General features: G+C 44.1%; 17 protein-coding genes. All 17 read right to left on the reverse strand.

The features are described 5' to 3' along the window. Positions 1 to 106: 106 nt before the first annotated feature. The 17 genes from dnaK to ECA01S_RS05265 all read right to left on the reverse strand — a co-directional run bounded on the left by dnaK (position 107) and on the right by ECA01S_RS05265 (position 16864). The gene (dnaK, locus tag ECA01S_RS05185; RefSeq protein WP_067392159.1) at positions 107 to 1936 is read right to left on the reverse strand and encodes a molecular chaperone DnaK; all 1830 of its coding nucleotides are present in this window, start codon (positions 1934 to 1936) and stop codon (positions 107 to 109) included. A gap of 51 nt (positions 1937 to 1987) precedes the next feature. Further along, entirely contained in the window at positions 1988 to 2545 is a 558-nt protein-coding gene (grpE, locus tag ECA01S_RS05190; RefSeq protein WP_082703253.1) for a nucleotide exchange factor GrpE, read from the reverse strand. 63 nt (positions 2546 to 2608) lie between these two features. Continuing rightward, positions 2609 to 3652: a heat-inducible transcriptional repressor HrcA gene (hrcA, locus tag ECA01S_RS05195; RefSeq protein ID WP_067392162.1), complete on the reverse strand. Its 1044-nt coding sequence runs from the start codon at positions 3650 to 3652 to the stop codon at positions 2609 to 2611. 127 nt (positions 3653 to 3779) lie between these two features. Continuing rightward, on the reverse strand, positions 3780 to 4946 hold the full coding sequence (hemW, locus tag ECA01S_RS05200; protein ID WP_067392164.1) for a radical SAM family heme chaperone HemW: 1167 nt from the start codon (positions 4944 to 4946) through the stop codon (positions 3780 to 3782). A gap of 83 nt (positions 4947 to 5029) precedes the next feature. Continuing rightward, entirely contained in the window at positions 5030 to 5578 is a 549-nt protein-coding gene (locus ECA01S_RS05205; RefSeq protein WP_067392167.1) for a hypothetical protein, read from the reverse strand. A gap of 110 nt (positions 5579 to 5688) precedes the next feature. Further along, positions 5689 to 6636 (reverse strand): riboflavin biosynthesis protein RibF, encoded by a 948-nt coding sequence (ribF, locus tag ECA01S_RS05210; RefSeq protein ID WP_067392169.1) that lies wholly within the window; start codon positions 6634 to 6636, stop codon positions 5689 to 5691. A 27-nt stretch (positions 6637 to 6663) separates the two neighbouring features. Beyond that, complete coding sequence (gene truB, locus ECA01S_RS05215) at positions 6664 to 7569, reverse strand: tRNA pseudouridine(55) synthase TruB (RefSeq protein ID WP_067392172.1); 906 nt, start codon at positions 7567 to 7569, stop codon at positions 6664 to 6666. 71 nt (positions 7570 to 7640) lie between these two features. Next, complete coding sequence (rbfA, locus tag ECA01S_RS05220) at positions 7641 to 7988, reverse strand: 30S ribosome-binding factor RbfA (RefSeq protein WP_067392175.1); 348 nt, start codon at positions 7986 to 7988, stop codon at positions 7641 to 7643. 19 nt (positions 7989 to 8007) lie between these two features. Continuing rightward, positions 8008 to 10665 (reverse strand): translation initiation factor IF-2, encoded by a 2658-nt coding sequence (infB, locus tag ECA01S_RS05225; protein WP_067392178.1) that lies wholly within the window; start codon positions 10663 to 10665, stop codon positions 8008 to 8010. Between the two features lie 12 nt (positions 10666 to 10677). Next, a complete protein-coding gene (locus tag ECA01S_RS05230) occupies positions 10678 to 10980 on the reverse strand; it encodes a YlxQ-related RNA-binding protein (RefSeq protein ID WP_067392182.1) in 303 nt (100 codons plus the stop codon). After that, positions 10973 to 11269, reverse strand: coding sequence for an RNase P modulator RnpM (gene rnpM / locus ECA01S_RS05235; RefSeq protein ID WP_067392184.1), 297 nt, complete (start codon positions 11267 to 11269; stop codon positions 10973 to 10975). The genes ECA01S_RS05230 and rnpM overlap by 8 nt, the downstream gene beginning before the upstream one ends. A gap of 15 nt (positions 11270 to 11284) precedes the next feature. Then, complete coding sequence (gene nusA / locus ECA01S_RS05240; protein WP_067392187.1) at positions 11285 to 12472, reverse strand: transcription termination factor NusA; 1188 nt, start codon at positions 12470 to 12472, stop codon at positions 11285 to 11287. Positions 12473 to 12499: 27 nt separating this feature from the next. Beyond that, positions 12500 to 12973: a ribosome maturation factor RimP gene (gene rimP / locus ECA01S_RS05245; RefSeq protein WP_067392190.1), complete on the reverse strand. Its 474-nt coding sequence runs from the start codon at positions 12971 to 12973 to the stop codon at positions 12500 to 12502. Between the two features lie 181 nt (positions 12974 to 13154). Further along, complete coding sequence (gene lrgB / locus ECA01S_RS05250; RefSeq protein ID WP_067392193.1) at positions 13155 to 13838, reverse strand: antiholin-like protein LrgB; 684 nt, start codon at positions 13836 to 13838, stop codon at positions 13155 to 13157. Then, positions 13835 to 14254, reverse strand: coding sequence for an antiholin-like murein hydrolase modulator LrgA (gene lrgA, locus ECA01S_RS05255; protein ID WP_067392196.1), 420 nt, complete (start codon positions 14252 to 14254; stop codon positions 13835 to 13837). Before lrgA ends, lrgB begins: the two co-directional genes overlap by 4 nt. 140 nt (positions 14255 to 14394) lie before the next feature. After that, positions 14395 to 15117: a LytR/AlgR family response regulator transcription factor gene (locus tag ECA01S_RS05260; RefSeq protein WP_067392199.1), complete on the reverse strand. Its 723-nt coding sequence runs from the start codon at positions 15115 to 15117 to the stop codon at positions 14395 to 14397. After that, positions 15095 to 16864 (reverse strand): sensor histidine kinase, encoded by a 1770-nt coding sequence (locus ECA01S_RS05265; protein ID WP_067392202.1) that lies wholly within the window; start codon positions 16862 to 16864, stop codon positions 15095 to 15097. Before ECA01S_RS05265 ends, ECA01S_RS05260 begins: the two co-directional genes overlap by 23 nt. Between the last annotated feature and the right edge of the window lie 26 nt (positions 16865 to 16890).

Below are 16890 nucleotides of genomic sequence, written 5' to 3' on the forward strand. Positions count from 1 at the left end.
CGCTAAAAGCTGAATGTTTCCTGTGAGTTTCTTTTAGCTAATCGGACACAGAGGCCGAGAACAACTCCAGCGAGTCGCTCTCAGCCTCCAGACTTTGTGCATGAGATTATTTATTGTCGTCGTCTACTTCTTCAAAATCAGCATCTACCACATCATCCGCGCCGCCTTGAGCAGCTTCAGGATTTTCAGCAGCTTGTTGTTGCGCTGCTTGTTCGTACAATTTAACCGTTAGATTTTGCACGATTTCATTCAATGCATCCCGTTTGGTCTTCATGTCTTCCAAGTTGTTTGCTTCAACAGCGGCTTTTAATTCGTCGCGAGCGTCTTCCGCTTTCTTCACTTCATCAGCGTCAACTTTGCCTTCTAATTCTTTCAAAGTTTTGTCAACTGTGAACAACAATGCATCCACATCATTACGTAAGTCAACTTCTTCTTTACGTTGTTTGTCAGCTTCCGCATTTGCTTCAGCATCTTTCACCATACGGTCGATTTCATCATCTGTTAAACCTGAAGAAGATTTGATTGTAATTTTTTGTTCTTTTTGAGTACCTAAGTCTTTAGCAGATACGTTAACGATCCCGTTTTTATCAATATCGAAAGTAACTTCGATTTGAGGGATACCACGTGGTGCTGGTGGAATATCCGTTAATTGGAAGCGACCTAACGTTTTGTTGTCCGCTGCCATTGGGCGTTCCCCTTGCAAGACATGGATATCAACGGCTGGTTGATTGTCTGCGGCAGTCGAGAAGACTTGTGATTTACTTGTTGGGATAGTTGTGTTGCGGTCGATCAGTTTAGTGAAGACCCCACCCATTGTTTCAATCCCTAGAGATAATGGTGTTACATCAAGTAAGACAACATCTTTGACATCACCTGTGATGACCCCACCTTGAATAGCCGCACCCATTGCGACTACTTCATCTGGGTTAACTGATTTATTTGGTTCTTTGTTGGTTTCTTTACGAACGGCATCCACAACAGCTGGAATCCGTGTAGAACCACCTACTAAGATTACTTCGTCAATTTCAGATTGAGAAAGACCAGCATCTTTCAAGGCTTGACGAACTGGCACTTTCGTACGTTCAACTAAATCGGCCGTTAATTCATCGAATTTAGCACGAGTTAAGTTTAATTCTAAGTGCAAAGGTCCAGCTTCGCCAGCTGTGATAAATGGCAAGCTGATTTGAGTGCTAGTAACACCAGACAAATCTTTTTTAGCTTTTTCAGCAGCATCTTTCAAGCGTTGTAAAGCCATTTTATCTTTGCCTAAGTCAATGCCGTTTTCTTTTTTAAATTCAGCAACCAAGTGGTCAATGATTTTGTTATCAAAGTCATCCCCACCTAAATGGTTATCGCCGGCAGTTGACAATACATCAAAGACGCCATCGCCTAACTCAAGGATTGATACGTCAAAGGTACCGCCACCTAAGTCAAAGACTAAGATTTTTTCATCTTTATCTGTTTTATCCAAGCCATATGCCAAAGCAGCAGCAGTTGGTTCGTTGACGATCCGTTCTACTTCTAAACCAGCAATTTTACCAGCATCTTTCGTTGCTTGACGTTGCGCATCGTTGAAGTAAGCTGGAACAGTAATAACCGCTTTTTCAACTTTTTCACCAAGATAGTCTTCTGCAAAACCTTTTAAGTATTGTAAGATCATGGCAGAAATTTCTTGTGGTGTATAAGATTTGCCTTCCATTTCGACTTTGTAGCCGGCTTCGCCCATGTGGCGTTTAATAGAAGAAATCGTATTAGGGTTAGTAACGGCTTGACGTTTAGCAACTTCCCCTACTTGAATTTCACCATTTTTGAATGAGACAACAGAAGGAGTTGTCCGGTTTCCTTCTGGATTCGTAATGATTTTTGCTTCGCCGCCTTCTAATACTGCGACTGCTGAATTAGTTGTTCCTAAGTCGATCCCGATAATTTTACTCATGTTTGATCTTCTCCTTTGTGTAATTATTATGGTAAACGAATACTCGTTGTTTTATTGTGCGACAATGACCATTGAAGGGCGTAAAACCCGGTCATGAAGTTGATAACCCTTTTGCAATTCTTCTACAATGGTGTCAGCTGGTTGCTCAGAGGTTGCCGGAATTGTTTGAACTGCTTGGTGGACATTAGGATCAAATGTTTCTCCAATCGCTTGGATTGGCTCGATTCCCTCTTCCTTCAAGGCATGTTGTAAACTTTCCAAGACCATTTCGATTCCTTTTTTCAGGCTAGCGCCTTGTTCGTCCGCGACTTCAGTTGCTAGCGCGCGTTCTAAGTTATCGATAGCTGGCAATAACTTTTTAGCTAAATCTTGTGAACGGTAACGGACTAATAACTCCCGCTCGTTCTTAAAGCGATTGCTCATATTCGCAATTTCAGCACGAGCACGCAAGAACTTGTCTTCCGTTTCCTCTACCTGTGCTTTTAAGTCAGCGATTTGAAAAGCTTCCGCTTCTACTTCAGATTCGCCGGCACTATCGACTGCTTCCATTGCTTCTTGGTTTTTTTCAGCGATGCTTTCATCAACTGATTCCATATTTTCTTCTTTCACAACCTTGCCTTCCTTTCTCTACTCTGATTAACGGTTAAGAGAGCCGCTATGTAATCGCCGTCGCTACCGATTTGGTAAATCCAACGAACGATAATACTCTGCTAATTTTTCTGCTAGTTCTCGGCGGAAAACATCCACTAAGCCAAACATCCTTGAATAAGGCATACTGGTAGGGCCTAATAAAGCAATCGTGCCTCGACCATGTCCTTCAATTTCGTAACTAGCTTGGATCAAGCTCATATTGTTCAACAGCTCGTTCCCAATCTCGTTTCCGATCCTGATTTGAATGGCGCCGTCCCCAGGTGTCAGTAGTTGTGTCAATTCATCCATGTCCTTCATAAAAGAATACATTGACTTGAATTGTTGCAAATTTTGTTGTGGCTCATAATCCAATAGATTCATTTTACCACTAACAAAGATTTTTTCCTCGAATGCGTTCCCTAAGATTGAATCAAATAGATCCATCATGCCTTCTGGTGTTTGAAAATAGCGATGTAAGATCATGGGAATCTCCGTCCGCAAACGGTGATAGACGGTCATCAAAGGCTCACCTACTAGGCGATCATTGATGATGTTCACCATCTTTTCCAAATCACCCGCACTGACGCTGATAGGAATCGTAAAGACTTGACTCTCGACATTCCCTTTATCGGTTACGATAATGGCAATGATTTGGCGGTCGTTTAAAGGAACGATCCGAAACCCGGTCAACCGTCTTTCTCTGATGTCAGGTCCTAATGAAAACGCCGTGTAGCTGGTCAACTGGGATAAAATCTCAGCTGATTGTTGGACGATCTCGTTGATTTCATGAAATTCTTTGCCAAAAGAATGGCGAATCACATTCATCTCAGAAGGGTCCACTTTAGTTGGCCGCAACAGGTGATCGACATAATAGCGATATCCATGTAGCGAAGGGATGCGGCCCGATGATGAATGGGTCTTTTGGATCAAACCTTGTTCTTCCAACACCTTCATATCATTACGAATTGTGGCAGAACTCGCGCTGATCCCTTCCTCCATCAATTTTTTCGAACCCACCGGATTGCCCGTGGTCGTATAGTTTTGGATGATCAAACGCAAGATATGCTCTTGTCTTTCTGTTAACATGCATCCTCACTCCTCGTTAGCACTCTCATCTTTTAAGTGCTAACACAAGTATAAATATAGCATATCTGGCCCCAAAGTCAAGGGAAAAGCACAAAAAATTAGCACTCTATCTAATAGAGTGCTAATCCTATGCATCAATCAAAAATGCTTCAAATACTTCATTGCCAATAAAGAGACCTTTTTCTGTCAAACGCACAGAGGTAGCATCTTCCACTAATAAACCTTCTGCCTCCAAACGGCGCAGAGCTGGCTCATAAACACTGTTCAGTTCTCGCTGAAATTTTTCAAAGAAGCGCTGTTTCGAAACCCCAGTTCGCTTGCGGAGTCCCAGAAACATCTCTTCTTCCATCTGATTATTCAGTGTCAGTTTTTCTGTTTCTAAAATCGGCAGCAGGCCCGCTTCTAGCGGTTTTAAATAGTGTTGGATTGGACCATGATTACGGTAGCGTGTGCCATTGACATAGCCACTGGCACCAGCCCCTAAGCCATAATAATGTTCATTGTTCCAATAGACTAGATTATGCTGACTTTCTTTTCCCGGTAATGCAAAATTGCTGACTTCATATTGATAACGGCCCCCCACAGCCATCGCCTGAATCGTTTCTTCAAACATTTGGCCCTCCACGTCCTGATCAGGTAATTCTAAGCGTCCTTGACGCACCCAGTTCATAAACATGGTTTTGTTTTCCAAAATCAAAGAATAGAGGGAATAATGGGGTAGGTCTAATTCGATCGCCCGTTGCAAAGTATCCCTGAAACTTGCTAAGGTCTGTCCAGGTAAGGCGTAAATCAAATCAATACTGACATTTTCAAAAGCTGCTTTTTCTAAGAAGGCCATCGTATCATACACATCTTGAGCATTGTGTTTCCGGCCAATCTTTTTCAATAGCACGTCATCAAAGGTTTGGACTCCCATTGATAGACGATTCACGCCATAATTTTGCATCACGGCTAACTTTTCCGGCGTCAAATCGCCAGGATTCGCTTCAACAGTAAATTCATTACGATCATCAAAAGGCAATCGTTCTCTTAGACCGCTTAATAGGCGGTCTAACTGTTTTGCAGAAAGAGACGTGGGCGTACCGCCGCCAATATAAAGTGTCTCCAATTCGTTCGTTGGATGAGCCGCAAAAGTCAGTTCCGTCTCCCGCAGCAGCATTTCAATGTACGCATCAACGGGCTGTCCTTCTAAAAAAACTTTATTAAAGTCACAGTAGTAACAAATATGTTCACAAAAGGGGATGTGGACATAGGCTGACACTCTGTTTTCATATGAATTCTTTTCCAATTTCATTTTCCTCTCAACGTGCAAAAACAAGTAACACTGACCCTTCTGTCCCAACCGCTAACCTATCCTTCGTCATTTCAATCCCTGCTTTAGGTGCTTTTCTTTGGTTTACGTCCAATTGCCTGACGAAGCGCAGGTTCCCTTCTGTTTAGGAAATAAAGATAAGCTAAACTTGAAACAGAAACTAAGAGCCAAATCCTACTCGTGTTATGAGTAGCGAATACTTTGTAAAACATCGTATCATATTCAATATCATCAATGACTTTCCAAATAAAGGTATTCGTATCAAAGCTTTTGCCTTCAATTACCTCAATCACTGCTCCTAGTATAAAAACCAGCAACCAGCCGATAATAAAACTTAGGCCTTTTTTCACCTTTATCATCGGTCTGCCGTAAACATCAACTGATTCTTTACTGGTTTTGGCCGATAGCGTCTCAAGATAGCCAATCACAATCGCTGCTAATAACACCGCAAACAGTAGTCCCAGCTGGCCTTCGCGGCTGTCAAAAGAATAGATGGTCATGACCACCCCGTAGAGGGGAATAAGCCAGAATCTCACCCGTGTAACTTTTTCATAAGCAAAGGTCTTTCGACTAAAAATAATAACTAAAAACAATAATAAAATGATGGAAAACATTATTTTGCCCCGATTCTAAAGGTACCTCTAACTACTTACAGTTTCAGCAAGAAAGCAACAGCGACAATCTTCTACCACTGCCTCGCCATTTCAAAACAGCTGCTTAAAAGCTAGTCCCGCAGTTTTTTAAAGTAGTCAGCAGTGTCTTGTTCATCCTGCTTCAGTTGTTTGATTAAGCCTTCCGCCCCGTCAAAAGCAACTTGGTCTCGCAGGAAATGATTCCAACGAACCGATACTTGTTCCCCGTAAATGTCTTCGTGAAAATCTAAGATATAGACTTCGACGGTCAGATCACGGCCGGCGCCAAAGGTATCATTGTGGCCAATCGACCCCATTCCTACATGCCAAGTGTCCCCAATCCGCAATTCAACTGCGTAGACACCTTCTTTAGGCAAGCGCACCGTACTTTTAACTTTGATATTAGCGGTGGGAAAGCCCAGCAGGCGCCCACGAGCATCGCCGTGAACAACCGTTCCATCAATTTCATAAATGTACCCCAGAAGCTCTGCCACTTCATCCATCGCACCAGCTTCCATCAATTCCCGAATACGGGTTGAGCTGATTTTGTACCCATCTAGTTCCTTTTTAGACACAGTGATGATATCGAAACGTTCCCGTGCATATTCAGGTAAATGAGCCACATCGGCAATGTCTTTAGGCCCATAGGTATAGTCAAAGCCAGAAACAGCTACCTTCGCATGTAGCCCCACGATATATTGATCAACAAAATCTTGCGGCGCTAAGTGCGCAAAGGCTGACGTGAATTCCACAATATATAAAATATCGACGCCCTGTTCAGCCATCAACTGCTCTTTTTGTTCCAGACTGGTCAAATATTTCATAGTATCTGGTTGAATTTTTTTAAAAACAATCGAAGGATGTTGGTTGAAGGTCATGACCGCTAGCTTCAAGCCGCGGCTTTCCGCAATTTGCTTGCCTTTTTGGATCACAGCCTGATGTCCTTTATGAATGCCATCAAAAAAGCCCAAAACTAAGACTACGTCCTCATTGGGGATTTCCTCAGGTTGATATGGATGACGAATACGAATGATTTCCATGTTAGTTCCTCTTCCCTGTTCTAAGTTCTAATTCCGTAAAACTTTTACGGGTTTAAAGTATTCCGCCTTGGACGGATGGGGACCATACAAAGCCACAACTTCCCCTTGATAAAACAGCGCAATAATTGGGGCGCTGGGGGCTGCTAATTCGCTTTGTAGTAACACTTGCCCATTACGGACCTTTTGATAGGTTTCTGCTGATAAGTCGATTCTAGGAAACTCGGCAACCGCTGTTTCAATCGGCTGCAACAACTGATTGATGGTTCCCGCCTCCATAGCTTCCGCCACTTCCGCTAGTGTCACGGCTTGCTCTTGAGCCAAACCACCACTCATGGTACGGGTCAAATCGGACATATGAGCCGGCAACCCTAATTTGGCGCCAGTATCCACGGCCAAGGTCCGGACATAAGTTCCTTTGCCACAAGCGACTTGAAACCGCCAAGAAACAGTTTGGTTATCGTGAAAAGTTAGCGGCGAGGTCCGCTCAAAACGAGTAATCGTCACTTGCCGCGCTGGGCGCTCCACCGTAAGACCTTGGCGAGCGTATTCATATAGACGCTTGCCGTTGACCTTGACCGCCGAAAACATGGGGGGAACTTGCGTAATCGTGCCGATAAAAGAGGCCATTGCTGCATCAACGGCTGCTTCACTTAATTCCGTCACAGGCATTTCAGCAATGACTTCACCACTGGCATCTTCAGTCGCCGTAGCCTTGCCCACCGTAATCTCTCCTTCATAGACTTTACCGGAGTCTACGAGATACTCAATCACTTTGGTGCCTTTACCGATACAAATCGGCAAAACGCCATCTACGTCAGGATCTAGTGTGCCTCCGTGACCAATTTTCTTTGTATGTAAAATTTTGCGTAGCTTAAACACACAGTCATGACTCGTCATGCCGCGTTCTTTCCATAACGCTAAAATACCGTCCATTTTATGCCTCCTAATTAACCCGTTCATTATAGCAAAAAAACAGAGAGAAGTCTTTACTTCTCTCTGTTTACTCAGTCTTCATGCAGTTTGCGGATCAGTTCATCAATGTGATTGCCATATGCAACTGATTCATCTAGTTCAAAGAAAAGTTCTGGTGTTTTGTAGATTTGCAGCCGTTGACCTAATTCACGACGAATTAGTCCCTTAGCTTTTTCCAGTCCTTCTTGAGCTTTTTGACGATCACTGGCACGTTCTGACAACAAGCTGTAATAAATCGTTGCTTGTTGCAGATCACCTGTCACATGGACATCTGTGATGTTGATATCTTGCACACGCGGGTCACGGACCCGTTTACGCAAGATATCATTGACTTCGCGCATGATTTCTTGACCGACTCGACGGTCACGATAGTTCGCCATATTGAGCGGCCTCCTTTAATTAATCGACTTTGATTTCTTCCATTACGAAACCTTCAATGATGTCATCCACTTTCACGTCATTGAATTTTTCTACCATGGCGCCACATTCAAATCCCATGCGGACTTCTTTCACGTCGTCTTTGAAGCGTTTCAGACTTGCTAGGACGCCTTCATAGATAACGATTCCGTCACGGATAACACGGACGCCACTGTCGCGGCGGATATAGCCTTCTGTAACGTAACAACCTGCGATGGTGCCGACTTTAGAAACTTTGAAGGTATCACGAACGACCATTTGGCCGGTAATTTTTTCTTCAAATTCTGGATCCAGCATCCCTTTCATAGCTGTTTCGATTTCTTCGATAGCTTTGTAGATGATCCGGTGTAGACGAATGTCCACTTCTTCCGTTTCAGCTTGCTGTTTAGCTTGCGGTGTTGGTCGAACATTAAAGCCAATGATGATTGCATTACTTGCCGCTGCCAAGGTCACGTCGCTTTCATTGATTGCCCCTACAGCTGAATGGACGATCTTGACGCGTACCCCTTCGACATCGATTTTTTGTAATGAAGCAGCTAAAGCTTCCGCTGAACCTTGTACGTCAGCTTTGATAATAACGTTAACTTCTTTCAATTCGCCTTCTTTAAGACTTTCGAATAAGTTATCCAAGGTTACTCGGCTATTGGCAGCTCGTTGTTCTAGCAAGGCCCGTTTAGCCCGTTCTTCACCAGCTGCCCGTGCTGTTTTTTCATCTTCAAAGGTTACAAAACGATCACCGGCTTGCGGTACATCATTCAACCCAGTGATTTCCACTGGTGTTGCTGGTCCGGCAGTCTTATCACGACGACCTAGGTCATTAGTCATAACCCGGACACGTCCGAAAGTATTGCCGACAACGATTGGATCGCCGACTTTCAAGGTACCATTTTGGACTAACAAAGTAGCCACTGGGCCTTTTCCTTTATCTAGACGTGCTTCGATAACTGTTCCTAAAGCGCGTTGGGTTGGGTCAGCCTTCAAGTCTTCCACTTCCGCAACTAAGAGAATCATTTCCAATAGTTCCTCAATGTTTTGACCAAATTTTGCCGAGATTTCTACGAAGATGGTATCGCCACCCCATGATTCAGGAATCAGTTCATATTCACTTAATTCTTGCATCACATGTTGTGGGTTAGCACCTGGTTTATCAATCTTATTCACTGCTACGATGATTGGCACATTAGCCGCTTTCGCATGGTTAATGGCTTCGACTGTTTGTGGCATTACCCCATCATCAGCTGCTACAACTAAGATGGTAATATCCGTGATACTTGCACCCCGAGCCCGCATGCTAGTGAAGGCCGCGTGTCCTGGTGTATCCAAGAATGTGATTGGTTTGCCGTCGATATCGATTTGGTAAGCCCCAATATGCTGAGTGATTCCGCCCGCTTCGCCACTAGTTACTCGTGAATGACGTAAGGTATCCAACAAGGTTGTTTTCCCGTGGTCAACGTGTCCCATGATGGTAACAACTGGTGGACGTGGTACTAGGTTTTCTTCGTTGGCTTCTTCGGCTTCAAAGAACTTGTCGATGTCCGCGATATCCACTTGAACTTTTTCTTGCGATTCCATACCATAATCGGTTGCTAATAATTCAATCGTATCTTTATCTAAGGCTTGGTTTTGGTTGACCATGACGCCCATCATAAAGAGTTTTTTGATAATTTCAGCTGGCTCGCGGTGAATCTTCTTAGCGATATCCGCAACGTTCATACCTTCTGTATATTCTAATACATCTGGTAATTCACGGAATTTACGTGGTGGTACAGCAGGCTTATTGCTTTGTTGCTGTTTCCCTTTTTTGCCTTTTTTGTTGAATTTATTACGGTTTTGATTGTTACGGTTGTTCCCGAAATTGTTCCGTCCACCTTGGTTGCGGTTTTGACTTTGGTTGCCTTGACCACCTCGGTTTTGGTTGTTACGGTTTTGACCGCCTTGACCACCGGTACCTGCGTTAGAACGGTTTGCTCCTTGGCTTTGTCCTTGGCCTTGGTTAGTATTTTGATTGCGATTTTGGTTATTTTGTCCACTGGGACGGTTTTGACTTTGGTTCCCTTGTCCGCCTTGATTTGGACGTGTTTGACCATTTGCGGGGCGGTTTTGGTTTCCTTGATTATTTTGGTTGTTGCGGTTGTTAGGGCGGTTTTGACCTTGGCTGTTGCGATTTTGATTATTCGCATTATTCGGCCGGTTTTGACTATTGTTTTGCGTCCGGTTTTGGTTTCCTTGATTTTGACCTTGGTTAGAATTTTGACCCGCACCTTGAGCTTGGCTTCGGTTGCGGTTTTGATTCTGATTTTGGTTCCCGTTATTGTTAGCGGGACGATTAGTTTGATTACGATTTTGGTTGTTCATATGCTCCTGACTACCACCAGCTGGTCGCTGATTGACGTGCGTGGCACGTTGTTGATGGTTTTGTTTATTTTGTTGTGGACCATTATTGGATTTCGGTGCTTGTTTGGCACCAGCAGGTCGATTGGCGTTGCCACCAAGGGATTGACGTAGCTTAGCCTCTTCATCACTAGACACGGCGCCCATATGGTTCTTGACATTGATCCCCAGTGATTGAGCTTTTTCAACCACATCTTTACTTGATTGGTTAAGCTCCTTTGCTAATTCATAGATTCGTTTTTTCCCCATGCAATCACCTTCCTAATCTTTGATTAGTTCCTGCAGTTTCTTTGCAAAGCCAGCTTCCATGACACCCACGACCATGCGGGGGCGACCGATTGCTTGACTCAATTCCATTTGCGTCACGTTTATCCTGCAAGGAACGTTATAGTAGCTGCATTTATCTTGGATCTTTTTGCGGGTGTTCTCACTAGCATCGGCAGCTACGAATGCTAAGCGGCATTTCCCGTTGCGAATGGCTTGGACTGTCAACTCTTCACCAGTGATCAGTTGACCAGCCCGCATCGCTAATCCTAATAGGTTTAGTGCCTTTTGATCAGTCATTGGCAAACAGCTCGCGACGGGCTTTTTGATGACTGACATAATCTAACAATTCTTGATAGAACTCGTCAGTTAAAGAAGTCTCTAGAACTCGGTCCAAAATACGCTTGTCCCAAGCTAGCTGTACTTCCGCTGGTTCAATGGCAACGTAAGCACCGCGTCCTGGCAGTTTACCAGTTGGGTCGATGCTAACTTCGCCTTCTTTAGAACGGGTGATCCGCAGCAGTTCTTTCTTTGGCAGCATCTCACCGGTAACCACCGATTTACGTAAAGGAATTTTGCGTTTTTTCATACCACAGTCCTCCTTTTATTCTTGCTCTGGCGCTTCGGTTTCAAGTGTTTCTTGGTCTTTTTCCATGTTTTCATAGTCATCGCCAGTCATATCATTTTCCACGATGGCTTCATCATACACTTCAGTTTCATCCACATAGTCGCCGTCATTTGCTTGCGCATAATGAGCTTCCATATCAGATTCAGACTTGATATCGATTTTGTAGTTAGTCAATTTGGCTGCTAAGCGGGCATTTTGACCGCGTTTACCAATAGCTAAGCTCAATTGATAATCTGGCACGACTACAGTGCAAGCTCTTGGGTTAGCTGCGTCAAAAATGACATCTTCTACTTGTGCAGGATTCAACGCGTTGGCAATAAAGACAGCTGGGTCTTCATTCCATTCTACGATATCCAAGTTTTCACCTTTCAATTCATTCACAATGGCTTGAACCCGTTGGCCTTTAGGTCCCACACAGGTTCCTACTGGATCAACGTTAGGATCATTAGAGCGCACCGCTACTTTAGAACGGTCGCCAGCTTCGCGGGCAATGCTCACGATTTCGACGATTCCATCATAAACTTCTGGCACTTCTTGTTCAAACAAGCGTTTCAAAAGGTCTGGATGGCTCCGACTAACAAAAACTTGCGGGCCTTTTGACGTATTTTCCACCCGTGACACGTAAACCTTAATACGGTCATGAGGTTGGTAAAACTCATTAGGCATTTGGTCTTGCTTCGATAAGACGGCTTCGATTTTGCCTAAGTTCACGTAGATATACCGGCGATCTTGGCGTTCAACAATCCCTTGCATAATGTCTTTTTCGTATTCGCTGAATTCGTTATAAATGATTGTACGTTCCGCTTCCCGAACCCGTTGCAAAATAACTTGCTTCGCTGTTTGCGCAGCGATACGGCCAAAATCTTTTGGCGTTACTTCAAAACGAATCGTGTCGCCAATCTCATAAGCTGGATTGATCAATAAAGCATCCTTTAAAGATACTTCCAGTTGTGAATCCATTACCTCTTCTGTTACTTCTTTCACTGCGTAGACGTGGATGTTGCCTTTCTTTTGGTCGAATTCGACTTCGACGTTTTGAGCTTGTCCGTAATGTCTCTTGTAGGCCGAAACCAAAGCAGCTTCCAGCGCATCGATCACGATCTCTTTAGAAATCCCTTTTTCAGCCTCCAATGCGTCTAAGGCGTTCAGCATTTCTTTACTCATGAATTATTTTCCTCCTGTGAATAACGCTTAAAATTGAATCGCATGACGGGCCTTCGCGATGTTTTTTCGCGGAATCGTCACCGTCGTTTCTCTTGTTTTGATCCGGATCTTTAAGACTAGCTCTTCTGCCTCTAGCTTTTCTAAAAAGCCTTCATACATTTTACTGCCGTCCACCGGTTGGTACAAGGAGACGTGGATATATTCACCAACAGCCTTTTCATAATCGCTCTCTTTCTTCAAAGGGCGTTCTGCCCCTGGAGAAGACACCTCTAGGAAATAAGCTTGGGGAATTGGATCAGGATCCATAGCATCCAATTTCTCACTTAAGCGTTCACTGACAAACGCACATTCCTCAATGTCAATTCCGCCTTCTTTATCAATGAACACACGTAAAAACCAGCTTTTACCTTCTTTTACAAATTCAACTTCCACAAGTTCAAAGTGTTGTTCATCCAAAATAGGCATCACTAACTCCGTCACTGTTTCAACGACACTGCTCAAAAAATTCGCCTCCTTTAGAACCTAGTCCATTAAAAAGAGTGAGCAGAAATCCGCTCACTCCGACATAGGTATCATTACTGTTGTTAGAATAACATACTTTTCATGAAAATTCAAGAAAGTCGCCATTCTTAAGACATTTCTCATTTTCTTAAGGATTACGCTAACACGTGGCTAATCTTGTTTAAATCCCAATCATGGTGGCAAACAGTGGTACGACAATCACAGTGATAACCCCCACCACGACGACTGAGATACTCGCCATGGCAGCTTCCGTTTCCCCCATCTCTAAACCTACCGCTACGCCTAATGCATGACCGGCTGCTCCTAGTGCTAACCCTTTGGCGATGGGGTTCTCAATTTTGAACCACTTTAATACAACCCGGCCTAAGGCATAGACTAACACCCCGTTGAAGATCACGGAAAAAGCGGTAATAGCGGAAACGCCGCCAATTGATTGGGATAAAGGAACCGCGATGGCGGTGGTAGAAGCTTGTGGCAATAGGGAAGCGATAATTGCGTCGTCCATGTGAATCAACTTGCCAGCTAACACGACGGCGACCACGGAGCCAAAGGAACCGATGGTAATGGCAGTCATGATCTCTAACCAATATTTCTTTAGAACATCACGCTTTTTATATAAAGGAATTGCAAAGGCAATCGTCGCAGGTTCCAAAAAGAAACTGATGATTTTCCCGCCTTGGTTGTAATCGTCATAGCTAATACCGGTAACTTTCAAAACTAACACACCCAATATCATCGCCACAAAAAGCGGTGTGAAGAGGAAGAAACCCTTCGTCTTTTTGAACAAAAACGTGCCGATTCCAAAAACAACTAATGAAATGATAATACCAACATAAGGGGTCATGACCGTACCTCCTTCGCTTCTTTCGCGATGGTACCGGCTTCAGTTTTACGACGGCTGAGGGAGTCTTTGACATGTAATAAAAAGGCAGCTGACCACCCGGTAGTGCCTAGCAACGCCAAGGTGGCGACCAAAATAACAAAAATAATCTGGATACCAGCACTTTGCATAATCCCTAAAGAATTGATTAAGGAAATTCCAGAAGGCACGAATAGGAAAGTAATTACATTAGATAAGCTGTTAGCTAAGCCTTCCACTTGCTCCAAGCGAATGATTTTTGTCGATAAGGCGGTAAATAATAGAATCAAGCCAATCACAGAGGCTGGAATCGGGATTGGCGATAAGAACGCTAGTCCATTGGCAAGTAGCATAATCAATGCGTAAATAAAGGCTTGGTACAAAAAAGAATAAGTTTTCATTGATAAAACATCCCTTCGTTTTTTTCTTGCCCTTAGTATAGAATGATACGGCTTACAATAGCGTTGTTTGGCCGTTAAATGCGCCAAATTATTCCCTAAATGCAAAAAAAGCTTCCTCAAATACCTTGAGGAAACTTCTCTTAATCTAGACCTAGTGTTTCTTTTAGAATTTTGATATAGGAACGACTGACGGGTACCTTGGCGCCATTCTCTAAAGTTACTTGTAGCGTGTGATTGAACCACGGCTGAATTTCTTGAACTTTGGTCACATTCAAAATGAAGCTGCGGTGAGTTTTTAAAAACAAATCCGCTGGTAGTTTTTGCTCCAAGTGGGTCAAGCTACCCGACATGTGATAAGTTTGTTCCTTGGTAACGATACTCAATTGTTTTTCTTCCACCGAAACCAAATAAATGTCCTCTGGCGCTACTAAATAAATACGGTCCTCTCCTTGAATAGGGATTGCCTCGCGTTTTTTAGGTCCCTTCTCCAATGGCGCAGGTGGTTGCAGCTGGGTCACCGCCTTATCCAACACTTGCTGGATTCGTTCTTCTTCAAAGGGCTTTAAGACATAGTCCCGGGCATTAACTTGAAAGGCCTGTACGCCATATTCATCATAAGCGGTAGCAAAAATCAAATAAGGCGGTTGGCTAAAACGGGTCAACTTTTCCGCCAACTCAAAGCCATTTTCATCAGTCAGATGGATATCCAAAAACAAGACATCCGGGCGCTGCTCCAGCATGGCAGCTAGCGCCTCTTCTATCGACTCGGCCTCTGCTACTGACGTAACTTGGGCGTGCTGCCCCACTAAATAATGCAACTCCTCACGAGCTAAAGGCTCGTCATCCACGATCAATACGTGCATCCTGTTCACTCCTGACTGGGAAAGATAAGGTAAAACGAGCACCACCATCTGAGCGGTTCTCTGCTTTTAACACGGCTTGACTGCCATATAAATTACGCAGTCGTTTTTCGAGATTCTCTAGAGCTGTCCCGGTACCCCGCTCTGACGAAACGGCCTGCTTGCCTAATAAAACCAGACGTTCCGGTGCAATCCCTTGCCCATTATCAGTGACCGTGATTTTTAACTGTTCAGCGTCTTTTGTGATTACGACATCAACTTGGTTGTCTTCCTTCCGACTACCAAAGGCATGTTTGATGGTGTTTTCTACTAAAATCTGAACGGCGTAAGGCGGGACTGGCACCTCGACTGCTGTGGGTGCCACTTCAAAGTTGACTTGATAACGATCGGGAAAACGGGCTTGTTCGAGAGACAAGTAAGCAGCTACTTGCTGCAATTCTTGCGACAAAGGAATCTGCGTCTGCCGCGCCCCTTGCAAATTCCCGCGAAAATAAGTACTTAGCTGTAAGAGCAATTTGCGGGCTTGTTCGCTATTTTTACGCATCAAAGCCGAAATCGTGTTAATGGCATTGAAAAAGAAATGCGGATTGACCTGCGCCTGTAACGACTTGATCTCTGCATCCTTTAAAAGCTGCGATTGCTGCTCCGCTTCGCCTAAGGCAATCTGGGAAGAAAAAATCGTCCCTAATCCCTCCGCCAGTTGTTCTTCCACATGAGTTAGCTGACTTTGCTGGGTAAAATACATTTTCAAGGTGCCTACGATGCGCTGATGGGCAAATAGTGGAATCACGATTGCGGCTGCCAAGGGACAGTCAGGGTGTGAACAGCCAATCTCTGATTTAGAATGAGCAATCGTCATTTCGCCAGTCCTTAGAACCCGTTTAGATAACTCTGTAATCACTTCAATCTCAGGGATGTGATGGTCGCTTCCCGCCCCAACATGTGCCAAAATGCGGTGGGTATCGGTGATACTAATGGCGCTGACTTTTGTATAATGCTGAATGATAGCGGCTACTTTCTGGCTAGGACCTTCTTTCAAGCCTTCACGAAAATACGGCAGAGTCTGAGCTGCCAAAGCCAGCACATCATGGGTCTGGACGGCCTTCGCTTGCTCTTCTTGATTCAGCGTGGTAGTGAGGATCGACATAAAAATAAAGGTCCCGATACTATTTAAAAGAATCATGGGTAGCGCAATCAGGCGTAATAAACTGACGCCTTCCGCTAAACTACCACTGAAAAATAAGACAAAGGACATTTGGATTGTTTCCATTAGCGCTCCCACCAAAACCGCTGGCACCGCCGCTGGAAAAGTCTGTTGCTGCGTTAAACGACGGCCAAGCCAGCCTGACAACAGCCCCACCAGTAAAGAGGAAGGCACATAAAACAAACTAGCCCCGCCCCCTTGAATAAAACGGTGCAAGCCGGCAATCAAGCCGACGCCCCCACCCACGACAGGACCACCTACTAAGCCAGCTACTCCAATCACTAAAGTGCGGGTATTGGCAATTGAGGCATTAGCTGCTAAGTTGGTCAAAATATTGCTGGGAACAATTTGATTCTCCGTAATTTCGATGCCGGTAAAATTAGAAATGATAGCAAACACACCGAAAATCAGCATCAATTGAACTTTAGACGACCATTTATTACGACTCAACAAAACTTTTTTAAAATAAGGGACATTCACTAATAAAAAGGCCAATAAGATGATCAAGCCGACGCGCTCCATCATCAAAATAAATAAATCAAACATGGACTTCACTCCTCATTAGCCACTAT

Source organism: Enterococcus canis NBRC 100695, from assembly GCF_001544375.1.
Taxonomy (GTDB): domain Bacteria; phylum Bacillota; class Bacilli; order Lactobacillales; family Enterococcaceae; genus Enterococcus_H; species Enterococcus_H canis.